Origin of the sequence: Vibrio nigripulchritudo ATCC 27043, from assembly GCF_000222685.1 — a bacterium.
Lineage (GTDB): Bacteria > Pseudomonadota > Gammaproteobacteria > Enterobacterales > Vibrionaceae > Vibrio > Vibrio nigripulchritudo.
Genome location: NZ_AFWJ01000223.1, coordinates 109,623 through 126,509 on the forward strand (window position 1 = coordinate 109,623; position 16,887 = coordinate 126,509).

The following is a 16,887-nucleotide window of genomic DNA, read 5'->3' on the forward strand; positions in this document are numbered from 1 at the left end:
AGACCCCAATGGAACGTGTAGGACACTTTATCAATAACACTATTACTGGAACCCAGGATTCAGATTTTGCCGATGTCTACAACCCGGCAACCGGTGAGAAGATTCTCAATGTGGCGCTGGCTTCTGCCAAAACGACGGAGCAAGCCGTTGAAGCCGCTGAGGCTGCCTTTCCTGGCTGGTCGAAAACCCCTTCAGTGGTGCGTGCCCGAGTGCTGTTTAAGTTCAAAGCACTGGTAGAGAAATACCGTGATGAACTGGCAGAGATCATCACGGAGCAGCACGGAAAAGTATTGAGCGACGCTCAGGGCGAGATCACCCGAGGTTTGGAGGTGGTGGAATTTGCCTGCGGTATTCCTCATGCCCAGAAAGGGGAGCATTCACTCAATGTGGGAAGACAGGTCGATTCACATTCTATGATGCAGCCATTGGGCGTCTGTGCAGGAATCACACCATTCAACTTCCCGGTTATGGTTCCAATGTGGATGTTCCCCATCGCCATTGCGTGCGGGAATACTTTTGTTCTGAAACCGTCTGAAAAGAACCCGACGCCATCAATGTTTCTTGCAGAGTTGCTCAAACAGGCCGGATTGCCAGATGGCGTGTTTAACGTGGTGAATGGTGATAAAACGGCGGTGGATGTACTGCTGACGCATCCAGCAGTTCAGGCGGTTAGCTTTGTTGGTTCGACCCCTATTGCGGAATACATTTACTCCACGGCTTCTGCACACGGCAAACGTTGTCAGGCATTGGGCGGCGCTAAAAACCACATGGTGGTGATGCCAGATGCCGACACTTCTCAAGTTACTAATGCACTAATGGGGGCAGCGTATGGCTCGGCTGGGGAGCGTTGTATGGCGATTTCCGTCGCGGTTTGTGTGGGTGAAGAAGCTGCAAAAAATACGGTGGAATCTCTGTTACTGGCGATATCCAAATTAAAAGTGGGCGCTGGTAATGACAAAGACGAGCCGGATATGGGGCCGCTGATCAGTGCGGCTCATCGCGACAAAGTGCTGGGGTACATTAATCAGGGAATTGAGGAAGGCGCGAAGCTCTTGGTCGATGGCAGAAACTATCAGGTTCCGGGAGCTGAAAATGGCTTCTTTGTAGGACCGACTCTGTTCGACAAGGTCACTAAAGAAATGATCATCTATCAGGAGGAGATATTCGGCCCTGTGCTTTCCGTGGTGCATGTTGAGACGCTTGAAGAAGCGATTCAACTTATCAATGACCATGAGTACGGAAACGGCACGTCTATCTTTACCGAAAGTGGAAGAGCGGCGCGTTTATTCCAGGAAAACGTACTGGTAGGGATGATTGGTGTGAATGTGCCTATTCCGGTTCCGATGGCATTTCACTGTTTTGGTGGCTGGAAACGTTCGATATTCGGACCACTCAATATGCATGGCCCTGATGGCGTGCGATTCTTCACCCGAATGAAAACCGTCACCACCCGATGGCCTGAATCGGAAGGGATGCGAGCCGAGTTTTCCATGCCAACCATGAAGTAGTGGGACCTATACTCAAGTTGCCTCAAGATACTGGATTCAGAGCGACATATTCTGGTTCAATTCAAGGAAAAGAATGCAGCGGAATGACGAGTCCTTTCCAAATTCTTTTCCTTGAATTGGAGCAGAATATGCGCTCCCAAGGGCGAGTTTAACTGACTTTCATACTGCGTTACCGATTATTGATTTAGAACCACTAGATCTTCAAATCGGTGTCTTGCCTGAAAGCCAGTTAATTCTCGCTGAACCAAATATCTTGAGGTGACTTGAGTATATATGCCTCAGAGTCGTGGACCTGAGGCACATTCTGATGTGGAAATGAGGCCACGTCGGTAGGTACATCGGCACCATGGGTATATACTGCCAACACAAGCGAAAGACATAACAGGACATTATGACAGCCAGCAGTAAACGTGAAAAAGGTTCCACGATCCTTAGAGTGCTAGAAATATTGCAAGAAGTGGCTTCCAGCGAGCAACCGCTCTCACCCACGGAAGTCGGAGTCAGGTTAGACATTCCCAAGCCAACCTCTCATCGTATTGTCAACACATTGCTCAAAGAAGGCTGGCTGTATACCGACCTTAAAGGTCAACTGGTTCCCGGTGACCATTTCCACAATATCGCCCTGAATGTGCTTCACACCAGCATTCATAAAACCCATTGGCGCGCCATCCTTGAACGGGTTGCCAAAGAGATGGACGAAACCTGCGGTATTGCCATTCCGGATGGCACCGAGATGATTTATTTCGACGGGTGGAATGCGACTACCCTCTTAGGGTACACATTCCAGTAGGCACTCGCGTTCCCGCTTGGTGTTCTTCTAGTGGCAAGCTGTATCTGAGTAGTTTGCCGGACTCCCGACGTCGCGCCATGTTTAAGCAGTTTGATCTTAAGCCTATGGGCAAAAACTCCATTGTTGGTCCTCAGGCTTTAGAGCAGTCTCTTTTAGGCATTCGGCAAACCCAGATTGGCGTCGACAATGAAGAATTTATGGACGGAATGAACGCCATTTCCGTGCCAATCAAAAGACCGGATGGTCGACTGATTGCCTGCCTGTTCTGCCATGCTCCAATCGCAAGGAAAACCATCGACCATCTTGTGTCTTCGGTGGATAAACTTCGCCAGGCTGCTCAGGAAATCGAATCCGTACTCGCCGCGTTGGAAGAAGAATAGATTCAGTTAAGAGTTGGCATAGAAAAGAATCGATAGGGTATTTCGCTGTTTTTCTTGAGGTGAGTGATGAGTCTGACCGATGAGAAAAGTGTTGTTTTAATTGATTCTTTTATTAATTTAGTGCCAAAAGGTGCAGGTGTAACATTTTCATAGCATCCGATGCAATATAATGATTCCGGCTTTCTTTTGCTCGAAAATCGATCATATCTTGCTGATCGCGCCTTTCGTCAAGCATGCTGTAGCAGCCTACTATTCCTCGTAGCCGGGCTCCTATTCTTCTTTTCCTGATGCTCGGTTACTCTGCTAACAGGAGCTGGAAATTATGCCCAACCAAACCATTAACTCACAGTTGTACCTAGGTGGACTGGCTGAAACCCTGATCAAAGATTTGGGTATCAATCCTTATACCACCGAGATTCACTCCTTTGCCGAATATCTGGACGATTACTCATCAGATGAACTTGAAACCTATGAAGTATTGAGTGGATTTGGTGAGATCAACAAAGGTCTTTACTCGATGAAGACCTCTAACGAGTATTTTTTCGATGAAAACCAACAACCAATAGAAAAAACGGTTGTCGACGTAAGTGCCTTCAAATGGAATGCATTTGGTGTGAAGGAGGCATTACTCATTACCGAAGCAGACATCGCCAACGTGAAAAATATTGTAGATGTGAATGTTCAAATGCTGTCGGATGAGGGTGTTTCTGTGAAAGTTGAACATGCCAAGCGAGGGACAATAACCACGGGCGAGGGAGACGATACGGTTTTCATTTACCCTAAGTCTAATAGCTCACATTGGAGCAACGAGTTCAAAGTCGACCTAAATGGTGGCAACGACTTTCTTGAAATTACCTCTAGAGATTGTGATAACGGGAGGGACCGGGGACCTCACTCTGTGTTTACAGAATGGGAGGTAGATATGGGGACGGGTAATGATACTGTTGACGCCAGTGGTATTGTGGACCCGGTAAGAACCGGACTGAAAAGGCAATTTGAAGGTGGCGAGGGTATTGATGTTATCCAGTTACCGGGAGGTCCCTCAGCTATTCCAATATCAGGTGGCAGTGGTAACCCCTATGATACTTTCCCTAAAACGCAGTTTTCAGGTTTTGAAGTCGTCGTTGGTACCAACCATTTTAGCTATCATCATTACAGACCAAATGCCACTTTTCTGAAGCTAGATGAGGATATATTGGAAGCCAACAAAAGCGGCTGGGGGGTAGGAGCAGATGGGAAAGTATACACAATGCTTTTCCATAAAGTGCATCTAGTCTGGCTTGACGCTTTTACTCATCAAGATACTGACGGTGATGATGATGACTGGGAAATCGACTCTGGTATTCTTGCAAAAGTTGAAGCAGAGACGGAGTTTTCTGCGTCCGACATTTCAGCAATAGAACTTCATACTGACGACGCCGATTATGTCATTCTAACTGCTGATGTCACATTTGATGATTTTTGGGCTTATTAGGTCAAAGATCACCAAATCTACGGTGTTTTATCGATAGCAGGTCATTGGCACAAATCGAATGCCATTGACCTGTTGCTCTGAATCCGTGGCGACAAAGCCGAATTTTTCATAAAAAGGGGCAGCATTAACTGATGAGCGTAAGCGAACTTCACTCTTATCCGTCGAAGAGAGCAGCGCCTCAAGCAATTGTTTTCCTAATCCCTTAGACTGCTTTTTCTTACTCACGAAAATATGGGTGATGTAATTCTTATCCCTCATCGCGCCATATCCTACAATTTCCCCATCTACTGTTAACTTTAAACAAAGGTACTGATCATTAGTCATGGTCTTTTCAACATCGGGAATCACGCTGGCAGTGAAGGTTGTTTTACCTTGTTCATCAAAGTGAGGAAGAATATCTACCCTCGTCACTTCAGCCACTAAATTTACGATGTCTTGAAAATCCGTTGGTTCAACGGGTGAAATATCCATAAAGCCCTCCTTTGCTCTCTCAAGAAAACTACAAATCAGTCATCGAATCAAGTAGTTAAATTATTTTCTTTCTGGCTCAAGCATGCGGATGCCAAACCGAGAGCATAAATACGGATAACGTGATTGATTCTAATGACTGAAAAATGCAAAAAGGATAGCAAATCGAATCAGGGTCACTTTAATAATTACTGATTCATCAATTAATTACGTAAGTTTGCGAGTCATTTATAAAATGTAGATCGGCGAGATTGTGACCTCTTTGACTGGTTGATAGCTTGGGGAAAGAAGTAATCAATTCCAGTCAATTTAGAGGTACAAAACCTATGCAAAGTTTCAAATTAAGACCTTTGTTTGTTTCCACCTTGCTGGCAACAATGACGATCTCTACAGCACATGCGGCGAACTCGGCGTCAACGACGTGGCCCGGTCAGGAAGTAGGCGTACTCACCTACCAACTGAGCGCGGATAAACTCATTAAAACGGGTCCGATTCGCCTTGGACAAATGGATTTCAATATCTCCGAAGCAGAACTCGATCAAATTCGGGCGAGTGCCCCTGATCAGGCAACAGCGGATAAATGGGTTGAGATAGCGATACTGAAGAGAAAGGTATGGCGCGCGCCGTATTCCTTTGTGATTCCAAATGAACGACCGCATTGGGCGATGGCGATGGCACACGCAGCCCAGCTGTTCAAGAACGTGACTGGAATTGATGACCCGTTCCACAGCGCCAACTTGTACGCCGCCAAAACGCTTCAGGAAAGCGCAGTAGGTGCTGACTATGACGCGAAAACTTTCACTTACCCAACACCACCTAAATACAAAGATCAGGATCCAAACCACTCGAATTATGGCATCTGGAGCACCTTGCACAATGGCAGAACCAAACACGACGGTTTCTTCCAGTTAGAGGGTCATATGTATTCCGCGTACGGTGAAATGATGCGCATGTTCCCGAACCGATTCTACAAAGGTATAAAGCCAGACTCCGTCTACAAAGCGGTCGCACCTTATGAGATGACCTCGCCTATTTACAATGCTGTGTTCAAGCCTGAGCCGGGTAAAAATAGCTTTGTTCCGAGTGCCATTGGTGCGTCTTACTACAACATTTTCGCTTACTACATTCTGGCGCGATCTTCTGATGACTTTGGCAACTTTGTAGTCGAATCTAAAGACCCGCTGGCGCTGACCAAGCTGATCTCTGTGGGTTACAACCGTGGATTAAGTCCAAACAGCATGGCGCTCAACCCGCTTAAGCCTGAGGTAAGAGCCTACTGTGCTTCTCTGGACGTCATTGATGAGTGTTTCGATCCGGAAAACCAAGGTGGATTTGGTACCAGCTACCTCTATCAGGTGCCATACAAAACGGCTGAGCTGAATGACGTAGCGGAAAACAACGGTCCCGGTTACCCCGGTTACTACACCAGCCAAATTGACTGGCCAACGGTCAGCACATATTTAGATGCGCTTGCTCCGCTATACACACCGGAAGAAATTGCTGCAGCTAAAGCATCGTCTAAAGTCGCATTTGATGCCATTGCGAAGCAAGGCAGTATAGATTTTGCCAACCAGTTTGGCGCGGTTCTCGATGCGATTCTGCTGTCGCTACCTGTCGATACTCCGTGGACCCAGCTATGTAAAGCCGACGGTGGTGCTTACGATGCGTTTAACCGTGACGGAACCTTCAAAGGCGTAGAGCACAGCTACCGATGCAAGCCTGAACACATCAGTAAGCCACTGATTTTGGGTACGCGTGTTGGCGACAGAGCACCAGTTGCGAGAGCAGGGGAAGACCAGGTGGTTAGCCACGTTAAAACGGTCACACTGGACGGAAGCCGCTCGTTTGACCCGGACGGAGACGCGATCACCTACGCATGGAAACAAGTTAGCGGAACGCCAATCGCTTTGACTACGCAGGGTTCTCAAGCGAGTTTTGATGCGCCATTGGTGGGTGCGGAAAGTGTTCACACATTCCAACTTGCTGTGACGGCAAATGGCAAAACAGGTACGGATAACGTTATCGTGACTCTGCGCCCGAATCAGGCACCAGTCATTAGCTATAAACCAGTGACCGATATATTTGTCGGCGATACTGTCACGATTGACGCGAGCAAAACCCTCGACCCAGATGGTGATGTGATCAGCTATCGTTGGTCTGGGCTGCCAGACGGTTCGGTTGTCAACACCACCACGCCAACCATTAGCTTCAAAGTGCCTGCTGCGACGACTTACAACATTGAGTTGGCTGCAAGTGACTCCTTCAGTAATACGGCAGTAGCGACGATCCCTGTGCTTGTTGAATTGGTGGACGCAGGTTCGACCTGGGATCCAAACAAGATTTATCAGAAAGGCGATGTGGTTCGTCACCGCAATAAAGAGTACACGGCTCAGTGGCATACAGAGAATGAAGAGCCGGGTGTTGCAGAAGTGTGGTTGCAGACTTACGGTCCTGAAATTACCGAGTGGGATCCGAAACGCATCTATGGCAAAGGTGACCGAGTGCTTTATAACGGAGCAACTTGGGAAGCGAAGTGGTACGCCAACCATGAAAATGTTCCGGGAGTCGATGGCGCTTGGAAAAAGGTATAAGTCTCTGCTTATAGAACTTAATTAAAAACAAAGGGAGCGTGAATCGCTCCCTTTTCTATTTGAATTACGTCAATCCTGCTTGAGCAGATAAGTCAGAATTTCGACCACCTGACTGGGTGATGTCGCCCAAGCTTGCGCCGATGCATCGACTTCTTTTAGCGGATGAATCAGCGCTTCATCATGCAAGGTAATGTACGGCTTGCCATGTGCGGCGCAGTAACCGGCATCAAATGCCGCATTCCACTGGCGATATTTATCGCCAAAACGTATCACCGCCAAATCGCAGTTCTCTATGTGCGTTTTGGTTCGGATAGCATTCACTTTTGCAGACTTATGATCTCGCCAGAACCCGCTTTCTTCCTCTCCCAGTACATCACCCGCTGCATCACTGGCTTCGTGATTCGTCACCGCAGATGTGAAGGTGACATCCAACCCCGCAGCCTTGCTTTGCTCAATAATCTGGTTTCGCCAGTCGGTGTGAATTTCACCTGAAAGATAAACGTTAAAACTCATTGCGCACCCCTGTGTTTACTCCACCTGAGAGTAATTGCTTCTTATGTTGGGTTCGAGTGTACGCTTTTCTCCAAATGTATTCCAAAGGACCTTGCTTAAAGAACCTTAAATACACGTGAGCCAGCACAATCTGAATCGCAGAATAGGCAAGGGCGATATAAACATAATCGATTTGAGTTGAGGTTAAGTGGAATTCCGGGAACATCCACCTCAGTACAATGGCACCAACAATCGATTGGGAGATGTAGAGGCTGAACGCCAGTTTCCCGGGGGCCGCAAACAGATTAATGATGCGGTTGCCATTGGCAACCAGTTTAACCACAATATGCGCGTAAATGAGTGCCACGAAGACCGCAGACACACTGGCAAAAAGTGCGCTGACTTCTGTCGAAGCCGCCGCTAATTGAAGCCTGAGCACCACATCTAGGCCAGTAAAGATCACAGCTCCAATGATAACTTTAATCAGAGCACTCTGTTCGAAACCTTTTATGAAAAACTCACTGCGATATAGATACGCCCCTAGCATCATTAACCCTGCTACCTGCCAGAATACCCAGAGAGGGGATGAGACGACGATGATCATGGCAACGGCACTTTGAATGATCATCTGAATGCCGTAAGAGCTGAACCACTCGTTGTACAGTTCCATAAATGCAGTTGACCCCTGAACCAATGGAGGCTCTGAAAAATACAGAATTAATGCGCTCCAGCTCAGGTTCAACACTGCGCCAATCACCAGATAGCGAATGGCTTTCTTTCTCAACTGGTCTTGTGGAAGGTTAAGGGATTTAAGGACAAACCACGCGGTCACACTGTAAAGCAGCAATACATCGCCACCAAAGATGAATACTCCGTGTAAAACCCCAAACAGCATTAGCCATTTGAGACGAGGTTTAATGGCGTCTCGTGGAGAGATGTCTTTTTTCTTGTAAGACTGATACTGAATAGCCAGCCCGACGCCAAAAAGAAGGCAAAATAAGCTTCGGAAGCGGCCATCAACAAACACACCGTTAAACAGATCGACAAGTGTGTCACTGATAGGGGCTAAAGCAGGAGAGACATACCCCACAGCAAAGAAGCCGTGGTAATAAACATTCATGAACAGGATCCCCAGTATGGCGATCCCACGCAATATATCGATGGACTGAATACGCACTGTAATAACCCCTTGCTAACTGTTCTGAGGCAAGCGATGCAAAAGCAGATGAATCCGCGGTCGCAGAGCGACAATAATCATAATTCTGCTCTTACATCGATGTGGGTATCAACGTAGCAAGGGGAAGGTTAATGTGCCCTAAAACTGGTATTAAGCGGTATTAAGACTCTGCAAGATCGAGCAGTTCCTGCCCGGTTAAGCGGTAGCCGACCCACTCATCGAGCGGCTTGGCTCCGAGCGATTGATAAAAGTCGATGGCTGGCTGGTTCCAGTCCAGTACATTCCACTCGAAGCGACCACAATCTTTTGCAACCGCAATTTGTGCCAGGTGTTTCAACAACAACTTACCTGCGCCAGTGCCTCTTGCATCAGGTGTCACGTACAAATCTTCGAGATAAAGCCCGTACTTGCCAACCCAGGTGGAGTAGTTGAAAAAGTAAACGGCAAAACCAACAGGCTCACCTGCTTTTTCACAAATGATCGCGTAGGCAGTCGCGTCTTCTCCGAAGATGGTTTTTCGGATACTGCTTTCGGTGGCTAAGACCTCATGTTCAGCTTTTTCATAGGTCGCCAGTTCAGTAATGAATCTGAGAATCAGAGCGGAATCGCTTTCGACGGCTTTACGAATGGATAATTCACTCATTGTTTTTCATTCCTTGAGAAAATAAGCAGTGGATTGAATATCTTAAATAGTGTCCAGACCTAACCATTTCAAGGGATAGAGCGAATTTTCTTAGCTAAAGTTAAAATCGGTAGCCCGCACTCAGTAAGAAGTGATTATAAGTTGCCCCACGGTTTATATCGTCGATTTTGGCAAAAGAAATGAACGGCTGATAATCCACACCAAGCGTGAAGTTGTACAACGCGTATTTAAATCCGACTCCGTAGCCAGCTCCCCAGCTGTATTGGTTTGGTCTTTTATTCCACTTTGCCTCAATGTAAGACAGCGTTAACCGTGCTTGCATGGAAAAATTGTCATTGAAGTTAATTTCAGCCAACGGACCAAAATAGTATTCACCGGTATTTAATTCGTAGGTTTGCCCTTTGTGCTCGATAAAGTTAGCACCCAGATGTCCGCCGCCGCTAAGTGCACCGTAAATTTCTGACGTATCGATTAAATCAATGCCGATAGAAGAACCAGACATTTCATCAGATGTGACCGCATCGGAATAAGAGGGGAGCCCGGCTCGAACACTCAGGTTGTGGGCAGCCATTGATTGGGACGCGAATAAGAGAGTGAGAGCCAGAATTTTTTTGGTCATTGAAGGTATCCGACAGGTCGAAATTAGCATTTATTTCAGTGATGGTAGCACCCATTATCATTAGTGATTGTAAGGGTATGTAAGCCTGTGAAAGTGAGGTATTAACGGGGAATACTTGAAGTGCATATGGTGTCTATCAGTACACCGGATTTACACTGTAAAACGAGTGTTTAAGGCTTCTTTTATTTATCCCAATCCATTGCCAAAGAAACTGAATTGCTCTTTTATTCCACGGTGTTTTTTCCTATTGCAACAACAAAGTATAGAGTTTCGAATACCGTATCTGGAGGTAGTTTGAGCATCTCATACATGCGATAATCGACGTCTATTCAGGCGACAATTTTAAGGATAAGAAATGTCTGCAACCTCATATCTTAACGATTTGAACCAACGTTATCTGGCTATTCACCGCACCAAAGAAGATTTCTTCTGGGAAACCTACATGGGAACCAGCGATGATCATGAAGGGTCGTCGAAAGCTCAAACCGAGTGGACTCAATTTCTGAGCCAGGCTACTCAAATAGAAGCCATCAATCAGCAGCTTGAAGCGGCTGAAAACATTACAGACGAGCAGGAAAAGCAAAGCACGATTAAGGGGCTGAGCGGCTGGCTGGCGACGTTTAAAGCACATGCGATTGAAGGCGAAGACAGCCAGAAGCTGAAAGCCGATTTGATCAAATTCGAATTTGATCTGTTTGAGCGCAACCAGAACCACGCCATGACGTATGTGAATGAAAATGGCGAAACCGTTGAAGGATCTCTGCCTGTCGTTGGCGCTGCCATTCGTACTAACGAAAAAGAAGAAGTACGACAATCCGCTCACGAAGCATTACTCGGTCTGGAGCAGTGGCTGCTGCAAAATGGCTTTATTGAACTGGTCAAACGCCGCAACGCGTTTGCACGTTCTCTGGGTTACAAGACGTTTTTCGATTACTCCATCGTTAAAATGGAGAAAATGACCACTCAGGAACTTTTCAGCATTCTGGATGATTTCGAAGTGCGTACTCGCGACAGTCATCTCAACAGCCTGAAGGCCTTAGCTAAGGAGAAAGGTGAACAGGCACTGAGCGGTCACAACTTTGTTTACTCATTTGCTGGCGATGTCATGCGTGAGCTAGACCCATATGTGCCGTTTTCCAAATCGCTGCGCCGCTGGGTGGAATCGTTTGGTCGACTGAACATTGATTTTTCTGGTGCCGAGCTGACACTGGATTTGCTGGATCGCAAAGGCAAGTATCCGAACGGCTTCTGCCATGGTCCGGTTCCTTCGTTTTACGATCAGGGTACCTGGGTGCCAGCGCAGGTTAACTTCACCAGTAATGCCAAACCCGATCAGGTCGGCAGCGGATACGATGGCATTAACACGCTGTTCCATGAAGGCGGGCATGCGGCTCATTTTGCGAACGTAAAACTGAACGCGCCTTGTTTCTCACAGGAATTTGCGCCTACTTCTATGGCTTACGCTGAAACTCAGTCGATGTTCTGCGATAGCCTGCTAACGGATGCTGACTGGCTGAAGCAATACGCGTTGGACGATAACGGAAACCCAGTTACGGATGAAATCATCAAAGCGATGATCGATAGCCGTCAGCCTTTCAAAGCCTATGAAGAGCGCAGCATTTTGGTTGTGCCTTACTTTGAACGCGCACTCTATGAACTGAGTGACGATGAACTCACCATTGAGAACATCACCAAACTGGCACGTGATACTGAAAAGCAAATTCTGGGGTTAGAGTGCAGCCCACGTCCGCTGATCGCCATTCCTCATTTGCTTTCAGATGAATCTGCCTGTGCTTATCAGGGTTATCTGCTGGCTCACATGGCGGTGTACCAGACGCGCGCTTACTTTACCGAGAAGTTTGGTTACCTGACGGATAACCCGGAAATTGGTCCGTTAATGGCGGAGCATTACTGGTTCGGTGGTAACAGTACTTCGCACAACGACACCATCGTTAGCCTCACAGGCGAAGGGTTCAACGCTAAGTATCTGGCTGACATGTGTAACCTGTCTGTCGAGCAGGCTTGGGATGAAGAGGTGAAGAAAATTGAGGGCTTAGCGACACGTCAGAGAGCGGAAATAGCGTCACTGAATGCCACCATCAAAGTGGTAGATGGTGATAAAGAACTGGCTACAAACTCCGATTCAGACTCCGACATGTGCGATAACTTCGAACGCTTCATTATCGAAACCTACGGTCGATAAACCTTCGACCAATAAACCTTAAGAGCCAGCCTAAACAGCTGGCTCTTTCTTTTGCTTTGATATCAGGTGAGTGAAACGATGGCTTCCACTTCGGCTTTCAGATCTGGATGAAACAGCCCCGCGACCTGAACCATGGCACTGGCTGGGTACTTTTCACCGTAAACCTCAAACAACGCATCCCGAGCCTCGGGGATATCTGCCACATCGGTAATGTAGACAGTCACCTTGATGATTGAGTCGAGCGTTGTCTGGTGATGTTCTGCAATTGCAGATAACTGGCTGTAAATGGCTTTGAGCTGTGGTCCTATCCCAAGATGTTGAGCATCGGTACCAAAAGCGGTGAACCCGGAAGTGTAAAGCGTTCCGTTATGTTCAGTTGCATGAACATAAGGTCCTACGGCATCGCCTAAGCTGGGGTATTGATGTCTTTTCAGTTCTGAGTCAGGCATGGTGCCCCCCATGAAGTTTGAACGCGACCAACTGGGCAGTCAGCCTTTGTACGCGAGGACCCAAAGCGATTGAAATGGCAGCGGCAGCAGGCCATGCCAGCAAAAAAGCTTTGATCCAGGATGAGAAAAAAACGTCGCTAAACCCTAGGTTTAACCAGGTCACCCATAGTGTCATCATGCTCGAAAGCACCAGTGACATAAGCAACCCAAAAATAATTCTGTGCTTCATACTGCCTCCTCATTCCGACAGTGAGTACAGCTTCTCGATGTATTCCACTTTAGTCAGATTTTGCACAAGGAACGCCTTGGTGTAGGGCTGTTCAAAATGATTGTTCAAATCTTCTTCACTGTCCCAGCGCTCCCATAATGTGAATTTTGTCGGGTCATCCTGGCGTTCCAGCAGCTCAAAGTGCTGACACCCCGGTTCTTCCACGGTTTCTGCCACAAGTTTGCGCGCTTCCTCTAAAACGTATTCTCTGGGTGCATCGCTGGAAAGCGATAACCCTGCACTGATGCATAGTGTTTTCATGCTGTTTCCCTTGCTGGTTTTGAACACGAATAAAAGAGTAGATAATTCCAAAAAAGAAGAATATGGTTAAAAAATGAATTGCTAATTCCAATTATGAAATCATGTTTGATGATATCGCCTTATTTATTCATATTGTGCAGGCTCAGGGGCTCGCAGGAGCGTCCAAAGTACTGAACATTCCCCCTGCTACAGTAACCCGACGGCTAAAGAAACTGGAAGAAAAGTTGGGGTGTCAGCTCATTCATCGCTCGGCACGTCAGTTCCGCCTGACGGCAGAAGGGGAAGTGTATTACCAGTCGTTCTCCGACTTAGTGACGGAATTTGAAGCCAAAACTCGCGGACTAAGCCACGAGATGGAAACCCTTAACGGTTCGCTGACGGTACTGGCTCCGACCAATATATCGATTGGGTTTGCCCAGCCAATGTGGACAGAGTTCATCAGGCAATATCCTGACATTCAGCTCAGCTTAAAGCTTAACAACGAAAACAAAGACATCATTGAAGAACAGGCGGATATTGCGCTTCGAGCCGGTCCTCAAAAAGACTCCCGTTTGTATCAACTCAAGGTTGGTTCTGTATCTACCTTCTTGGTGGCATCGCCAGATTACTTGGCTCAATCTTCTCCTCTTCATGATTTAGAAGATCTGTATCACCATCGCTGTATCACTGTCGCGCATTTGCCCGTGTGGAAATTTCAGAACCGGAGAACGGGCGACAAGGCGACCATCCGCCAGCGAAGTGCTCTGAAAGTCGATGACATCAATATTGCCAGCCAGTTTGCAAGAGACGGTTTAGGGCTGGCTTTATTACCCGCGACGGAAGTTTATGAACAGTTGAAGTCGGGGGAGCTGGTGACCCCGCTGGACGACTGGTTTGGTCCGCAACGGGATCTGTACCTGATTTGGCCAAGTGGTCGGCTACTCGGTGCCAAAGCTCGGGTATTTAAAGAGCACGCGCAGCAATATCTGGAAAATGCCTTAGAAAGGCTAGGGTCTTTTAAGTAATACAAAAGTTAATTTTTGCTCCATTGCGCAGAGACGAAAGATGTCTCTGACTACTATACTGATTCTGAGGAGAATAAAGTTATTAACGGAATTTGTTTCAGGAGTAAATATGTGCCGATGGCTTGCCTATCAGGGAAAAGAAACGTATCTGTCTGACCTAATTTTCGCACCGGAATATTCGCTGGTTCAGCAAAGTATGAGTGCCAGAAAGTCGGTGACTGCCATCAATGCTGACGGGTTCGGAGTGGGATGGTACGGGGTAAAAGACGATCCCGGTCTGTATCGGGAAGTCTTGCCAGCCTGGAGTGACTGCAACTTAAAAAGCTTGTCTGAACACATTGTTTCTCCTCTGTTTTTTGCGCATGTTCGAGCTTCGACGGGCACCCAGACCGCTCGCACCAATTGCCATCCGTTTCGCTATAAAAACTGGTTGTTCATGCACAACGGTCAAATCGGCGGGTACGCAGAACTGCGCTGGTATATAGAACGCCTGATCCCTAAATCTCTTTACGGTTGCCGTTTGGGGCAAACTGACAGTGAACTGCTTTTCCTGCTGCTGATTGCCAATGGACTAATGGAAGGCGAAATACAGCCAGCCATCAGAAAAACTCTGGCGTCGATCGAGTCATTAATGAAAGAAGAAGAGGTGGATGAACCGCTTCGAATCAGCGCCAGTTGGTCAGACGGTGATACCATCTGGGCATTTCGTTACGCTTCCGACGATCATGCACCCACCTTGTTTTATAAACACATGGATGATGGCATTGTGGTGGCGTCCGAACCTCTGGACAGTGAACGAAAAGCCTGGCACGCCGTAGAGCAATCCTGTCTGATGACGGTAAGCGCACAAAAAGTCGATATTGAAGATCTGAACCCGTCATCTTGAGGTTATTTGGGAGCAGGTCAATAACGCATGGCAATTTTAAGGTACACTGGCAGCCAAATTTCTTGTGAGCTTTACCATGTCAAAAAAGTTACTTCCTATCCCTCTGATTTTACTGATTCCGATTCTTTTGCTGGTTGTAGTGATTGTCGCTGCAGTTTATCGATTTAACATGACGGATGAAGAAATCCATGCCAAGCAGGGGTTCTCTCATAAGAAGGAACAAATAGCAGGCGATGACCCTGTCATGCTTAAGTTGTTTGCACTTCACGATGCGCAGCCTTGGCGAGTACAGGTACCTAACAGTATTTCTAACGCTCAGCTCAGCCAGTTCATCGGTGAAGCACCTTATCAGCAGGTAAAAGGGTTTTACACGGTTGATGGTCAGCGCGGAGAAGTGGTTCTGGATTACATCGGTATCCAGCCTCTGAATTTGGGTGATCCCGAGTCGGAAATGGTGTTTGTAGTTCCTTACGCCATCAATAAGCAAGGTGGGAATAGTTTGCATTATTTGGGGCTATTTAGATTGCTTCACAAAGAAAAGAAAGTAGAACATCTCGACTATGTGTTCATTGGAGATAATCTCAAAGACCTGAAGGCAGAGGTGGATCATCCATTCGACGTTAGTGAAGCCGTATTGGCAAAATACATAGCGGGTGACGCGAATTCCGAAGTCATCGAAAAGCAAATAAAAGTAAAACCCACTCGCTTCGTGAAAGAGTAGATTTTTGGATCCACAGACCCAAGCTATTCAATCTCGTTTTTGTTGCTAGGGCAATAATGCTTGCAGGTCCAACATTCTGGAGTGGTAGCCACCCATGGTATCGGTTAACATTGTTGAAGGTGGGTGTTAACAAAATTGTCACAGTGACTTAGGCATTTAGCTTCGACACTTAACAATTTCGACGAAAGGATGGCATGCCGAGATAGGTTGCCTCCAGATTTTTCCAAAGCCGTACAGCCCTGAGAATATCAGCAACAAAAAGAGACACTATGAATGAACTGAACCTAGTTCAACCTGCGAAAGATGGACCAATAGGTGCATGGGTACTATCGACTCTGCGAGAGCAGATAGTGAAAATGCAGCTCAAACCCGGTGAACGTTTATCTGAAAAGGAAATTTCTACCCTTCTTGGTGTAAGCAGACAACCGGTGCGTGAAGCATTCATCAAAATGGCTGATATAGGTTTGTTATCGGTCAGACCTCAACGTGGTACGTTTGTTAAGCCCATCTCTATTCCTGCAGTCAAAGACGCACAATTTGTGCGTATGGCACTGGAAGGGGAAATTGTCAGTGAAGTAGCGCAATGTGCCAGTGACGAGCAAATTGCTGAGTTAAGAAAACAGATCGTCGCTCAGTCTGAATTCCCAAGTGAGAACTCTCCGGGGTTTATGGTATTGGATGAGCTCTTTCACAAAACCCTGGCGTCAATAGTCAATCGTTTATCCATCCAGAGCTTTATTCAAAACAGCAAACTTCATATGGATCGTGTGCGCTATCTCAGTGCTCGTGAATTTCCTCATGCAGAGCTGGTTGAACAACATTCGCGTATAGTGGAAGCCATTGCGAAACACGATCCGGTTGCCGCAAAGCAGGCAATGAGCGAACACCTTAGAAAGATTCTGGATGACTTACCTATTATTGCGAAAGCGCACCCAGAATATTTTACGGAATAG

At 47.0% G+C, this 16,887-nt stretch carries 18 protein-coding genes; 10 read left to right on the forward strand and 8 right to left on the reverse strand.

The genetic code is table 11. From position 1 onward, the window contains the following. The first annotated feature begins 8 nt into the window (after nt 1-8). The 4 genes from RH89_RS15975 to RH89_RS15985 all read left to right on the forward strand — a co-directional run bounded on the left by RH89_RS15975 (nt 9) and on the right by RH89_RS15985 (nt 4,152). Nucleotides 9-1,508: a CoA-acylating methylmalonate-semialdehyde dehydrogenase gene (locus RH89_RS15975; protein WP_004404137.1), complete on the forward strand. Its 1,500-nt coding sequence runs from the start codon at nt 9-11 to the stop codon at nt 1,506-1,508. A 391-nt stretch (nt 1,509-1,899) separates the two neighbouring features. Beyond that, nucleotides 1,900-2,298 (forward strand): helix-turn-helix domain-containing protein, encoded by a 399-nt coding sequence (locus tag RH89_RS30245; RefSeq protein ID WP_206536139.1) that lies wholly within the window; start codon nt 1,900-1,902, stop codon nt 2,296-2,298. Continuing rightward, entirely contained in the window at nt 2,259-2,678 is a 420-nt protein-coding gene (locus RH89_RS30250) for an IclR family transcriptional regulator (RefSeq protein WP_206536140.1), read from the forward strand. The genes RH89_RS30245 and RH89_RS30250 overlap by 40 nt, the downstream gene beginning before the upstream one ends. A gap of 322 nt (nt 2,679-3,000) precedes the next feature. Then, nucleotides 3,001-4,152: a hypothetical protein gene (locus RH89_RS15985; RefSeq protein ID WP_004404141.1), complete on the forward strand. Its 1,152-nt coding sequence runs from the start codon at nt 3,001-3,003 to the stop codon at nt 4,150-4,152. A gap of 27 nt (nt 4,153-4,179) precedes the next feature. On the opposite strand, the gene RH89_RS15990 is transcribed toward RH89_RS15985, so the two are convergent. Next, complete coding sequence (locus tag RH89_RS15990) at nt 4,180-4,623, reverse strand: GNAT family N-acetyltransferase (protein WP_004404144.1); 444 nt, start codon at nt 4,621-4,623, stop codon at nt 4,180-4,182. A 323-nt stretch (nt 4,624-4,946) separates the two neighbouring features. Between RH89_RS15990 and RH89_RS15995 the strand changes: the two genes are divergently transcribed. Further along, on the forward strand, nt 4,947-7,211 hold the full coding sequence (locus RH89_RS15995; protein ID WP_004404145.1) for a PKD domain-containing protein: 2,265 nt from the start codon (nt 4,947-4,949) through the stop codon (nt 7,209-7,211). Nucleotides 7,212-7,280: 69 nt separating this feature from the next. Here the strand turns inward: RH89_RS15995 and RH89_RS16000 are convergent, their stop codons facing one another. The 4 genes from RH89_RS16000 to RH89_RS16015 form a co-directional block, all read right to left on the reverse strand. Then, nucleotides 7,281-7,724, reverse strand: a complete 444-nt coding sequence (locus RH89_RS16000; RefSeq protein WP_004404146.1) for a YtoQ family protein — start codon at nt 7,722-7,724, stop codon at nt 7,281-7,283. Further along, nucleotides 7,714-8,880, reverse strand: coding sequence for a DUF418 domain-containing protein (locus RH89_RS16005; protein ID WP_004404149.1), 1,167 nt, complete (start codon nt 8,878-8,880; stop codon nt 7,714-7,716). Before RH89_RS16005 ends, RH89_RS16000 begins: the two co-directional genes overlap by 11 nt. Before the next feature lie 160 nt (nt 8,881-9,040). After that, nucleotides 9,041-9,523 carry a GNAT family N-acetyltransferase gene (locus RH89_RS16010; RefSeq protein ID WP_004404151.1) on the reverse strand — a complete coding sequence of 161 codons (483 nt, stop codon included), beginning with the start codon at nt 9,521-9,523 and terminating at the stop codon, nt 9,041-9,043. Between the two features lie 100 nt (nt 9,524-9,623). Then, nucleotides 9,624-10,142 (reverse strand): outer membrane beta-barrel protein, encoded by a 519-nt coding sequence (locus RH89_RS16015; RefSeq protein ID WP_004404152.1) that lies wholly within the window; start codon nt 10,140-10,142, stop codon nt 9,624-9,626. A gap of 355 nt (nt 10,143-10,497) precedes the next feature. Between RH89_RS16015 and RH89_RS16020 the strand changes: the two genes are divergently transcribed. Then, complete coding sequence (locus tag RH89_RS16020) at nt 10,498-12,345, forward strand: M3 family metallopeptidase (protein WP_004404154.1); 1,848 nt, start codon at nt 10,498-10,500, stop codon at nt 12,343-12,345. 62 nt (nt 12,346-12,407) lie between these two features. Here RH89_RS16020 and RH89_RS16025 read toward each other — a convergent pair whose 3' ends face one another. The 3 genes from RH89_RS16025 to RH89_RS16035 are packed head-to-tail and all read right to left on the reverse strand — an operon-like array spanning nt 12,408 to nt 13,323. Then, on the reverse strand, nt 12,408-12,794 hold the full coding sequence (locus tag RH89_RS16025; protein ID WP_004404161.1) for a RidA family protein: 387 nt from the start codon (nt 12,792-12,794) through the stop codon (nt 12,408-12,410). Then, entirely contained in the window at nt 12,787-13,023 is a 237-nt protein-coding gene (locus RH89_RS16030) for a DUF2798 domain-containing protein (RefSeq protein WP_004404163.1), read from the reverse strand. Before RH89_RS16030 ends, RH89_RS16025 begins: the two co-directional genes overlap by 8 nt. A 9-nt stretch (nt 13,024-13,032) precedes the next feature. Beyond that, nucleotides 13,033-13,323 (reverse strand): putative quinol monooxygenase, encoded by a 291-nt coding sequence (locus tag RH89_RS16035; RefSeq protein ID WP_004404164.1) that lies wholly within the window; start codon nt 13,321-13,323, stop codon nt 13,033-13,035. 101 nt (nt 13,324-13,424) lie between these two features. Between RH89_RS16035 and RH89_RS16040 the strand changes: the two genes are divergently transcribed. The 4 genes from RH89_RS16040 (at nt 13,425) to RH89_RS16055 (ending at nt 16,887) form a co-directional block, all read left to right on the forward strand. Further along, on the forward strand, nt 13,425-14,327 hold the full coding sequence (locus RH89_RS16040; protein ID WP_004404165.1) for a LysR family transcriptional regulator: 903 nt from the start codon (nt 13,425-13,427) through the stop codon (nt 14,325-14,327). Between the two features lie 109 nt (nt 14,328-14,436). After that, nucleotides 14,437-15,213 carry a class II glutamine amidotransferase gene (locus tag RH89_RS16045; protein WP_004404166.1) on the forward strand — a complete coding sequence of 259 codons (777 nt, stop codon included), beginning with the start codon at nt 14,437-14,439 and terminating at the stop codon, nt 15,211-15,213. Nucleotides 15,214-15,289: 76 nt separating this feature from the next. Further along, nucleotides 15,290-15,934 (forward strand): hypothetical protein, encoded by a 645-nt coding sequence (locus RH89_RS16050; RefSeq protein WP_004404167.1) that lies wholly within the window; start codon nt 15,290-15,292, stop codon nt 15,932-15,934. A gap of 269 nt (nt 15,935-16,203) precedes the next feature. Beyond that, nucleotides 16,204-16,887, forward strand: coding sequence for a GntR family transcriptional regulator (locus tag RH89_RS16055; protein WP_004404168.1), 684 nt, complete (start codon nt 16,204-16,206; stop codon nt 16,885-16,887).

Excerpts from the sequence above, each read along its gene's own strand:
- RH89_RS16025 (WP_004404161.1), bottom strand. The coding sequence starts at position 12,794 with ATGCCTGACTCAGAACTGAAAAGACATCAATACCCCAGCTTAGGCGAT.
- RH89_RS16030 (WP_004404163.1), bottom strand. The coding sequence starts at position 13,023 with ATGAAGCACAGAATTATTTTTGGGTTGCTTATGTCACTGGTGCTTTCG.
- RH89_RS16010 (WP_004404151.1), bottom strand. The coding sequence starts at position 9,523 with ATGAGTGAATTATCCATTCGTAAAGCCGTCGAAAGCGATTCCGCTCTG.
- RH89_RS16015 (WP_004404152.1), bottom strand. The coding sequence starts at position 10,142 with ATGACCAAAAAAATTCTGGCTCTCACTCTCTTATTCGCGTCCCAATCA.
- RH89_RS16020 (WP_004404154.1), top strand. The coding sequence starts at position 10,498 with ATGTCTGCAACCTCATATCTTAACGATTTGAACCAACGTTATCTGGCT.
- RH89_RS16050 (WP_004404167.1), top strand. The coding sequence starts at position 15,290 with ATGTCAAAAAAGTTACTTCCTATCCCTCTGATTTTACTGATTCCGATT.
- RH89_RS15985 (WP_004404141.1), top strand. The coding sequence starts at position 3,001 with ATGCCCAACCAAACCATTAACTCACAGTTGTACCTAGGTGGACTGGCT.
- RH89_RS15975 (WP_004404137.1), top strand. The coding sequence starts at position 9 with ATGGAACGTGTAGGACACTTTATCAATAACACTATTACTGGAACCCAG.
- RH89_RS16045 (WP_004404166.1), top strand. The coding sequence starts at position 14,437 with ATGTGCCGATGGCTTGCCTATCAGGGAAAAGAAACGTATCTGTCTGAC.
- RH89_RS16000 (WP_004404146.1), bottom strand. The coding sequence starts at position 7,724 with ATGAGTTTTAACGTTTATCTTTCAGGTGAAATTCACACCGACTGGCGA.
- RH89_RS15990 (WP_004404144.1), bottom strand. The coding sequence starts at position 4,623 with ATGGATATTTCACCCGTTGAACCAACGGATTTTCAAGACATCGTAAAT.
- RH89_RS16035 (WP_004404164.1), bottom strand. The coding sequence starts at position 13,323 with ATGAAAACACTATGCATCAGTGCAGGGTTATCGCTTTCCAGCGATGCA.
- RH89_RS30245 (WP_206536139.1), top strand. The coding sequence starts at position 1,900 with ATGACAGCCAGCAGTAAACGTGAAAAAGGTTCCACGATCCTTAGAGTG.
- RH89_RS16040 (WP_004404165.1), top strand. The coding sequence starts at position 13,425 with ATGTTTGATGATATCGCCTTATTTATTCATATTGTGCAGGCTCAGGGG.
- RH89_RS15995 (WP_004404145.1), top strand. The coding sequence starts at position 4,947 with ATGCAAAGTTTCAAATTAAGACCTTTGTTTGTTTCCACCTTGCTGGCA.
- RH89_RS16055 (WP_004404168.1), top strand. The coding sequence starts at position 16,204 with ATGAATGAACTGAACCTAGTTCAACCTGCGAAAGATGGACCAATAGGT.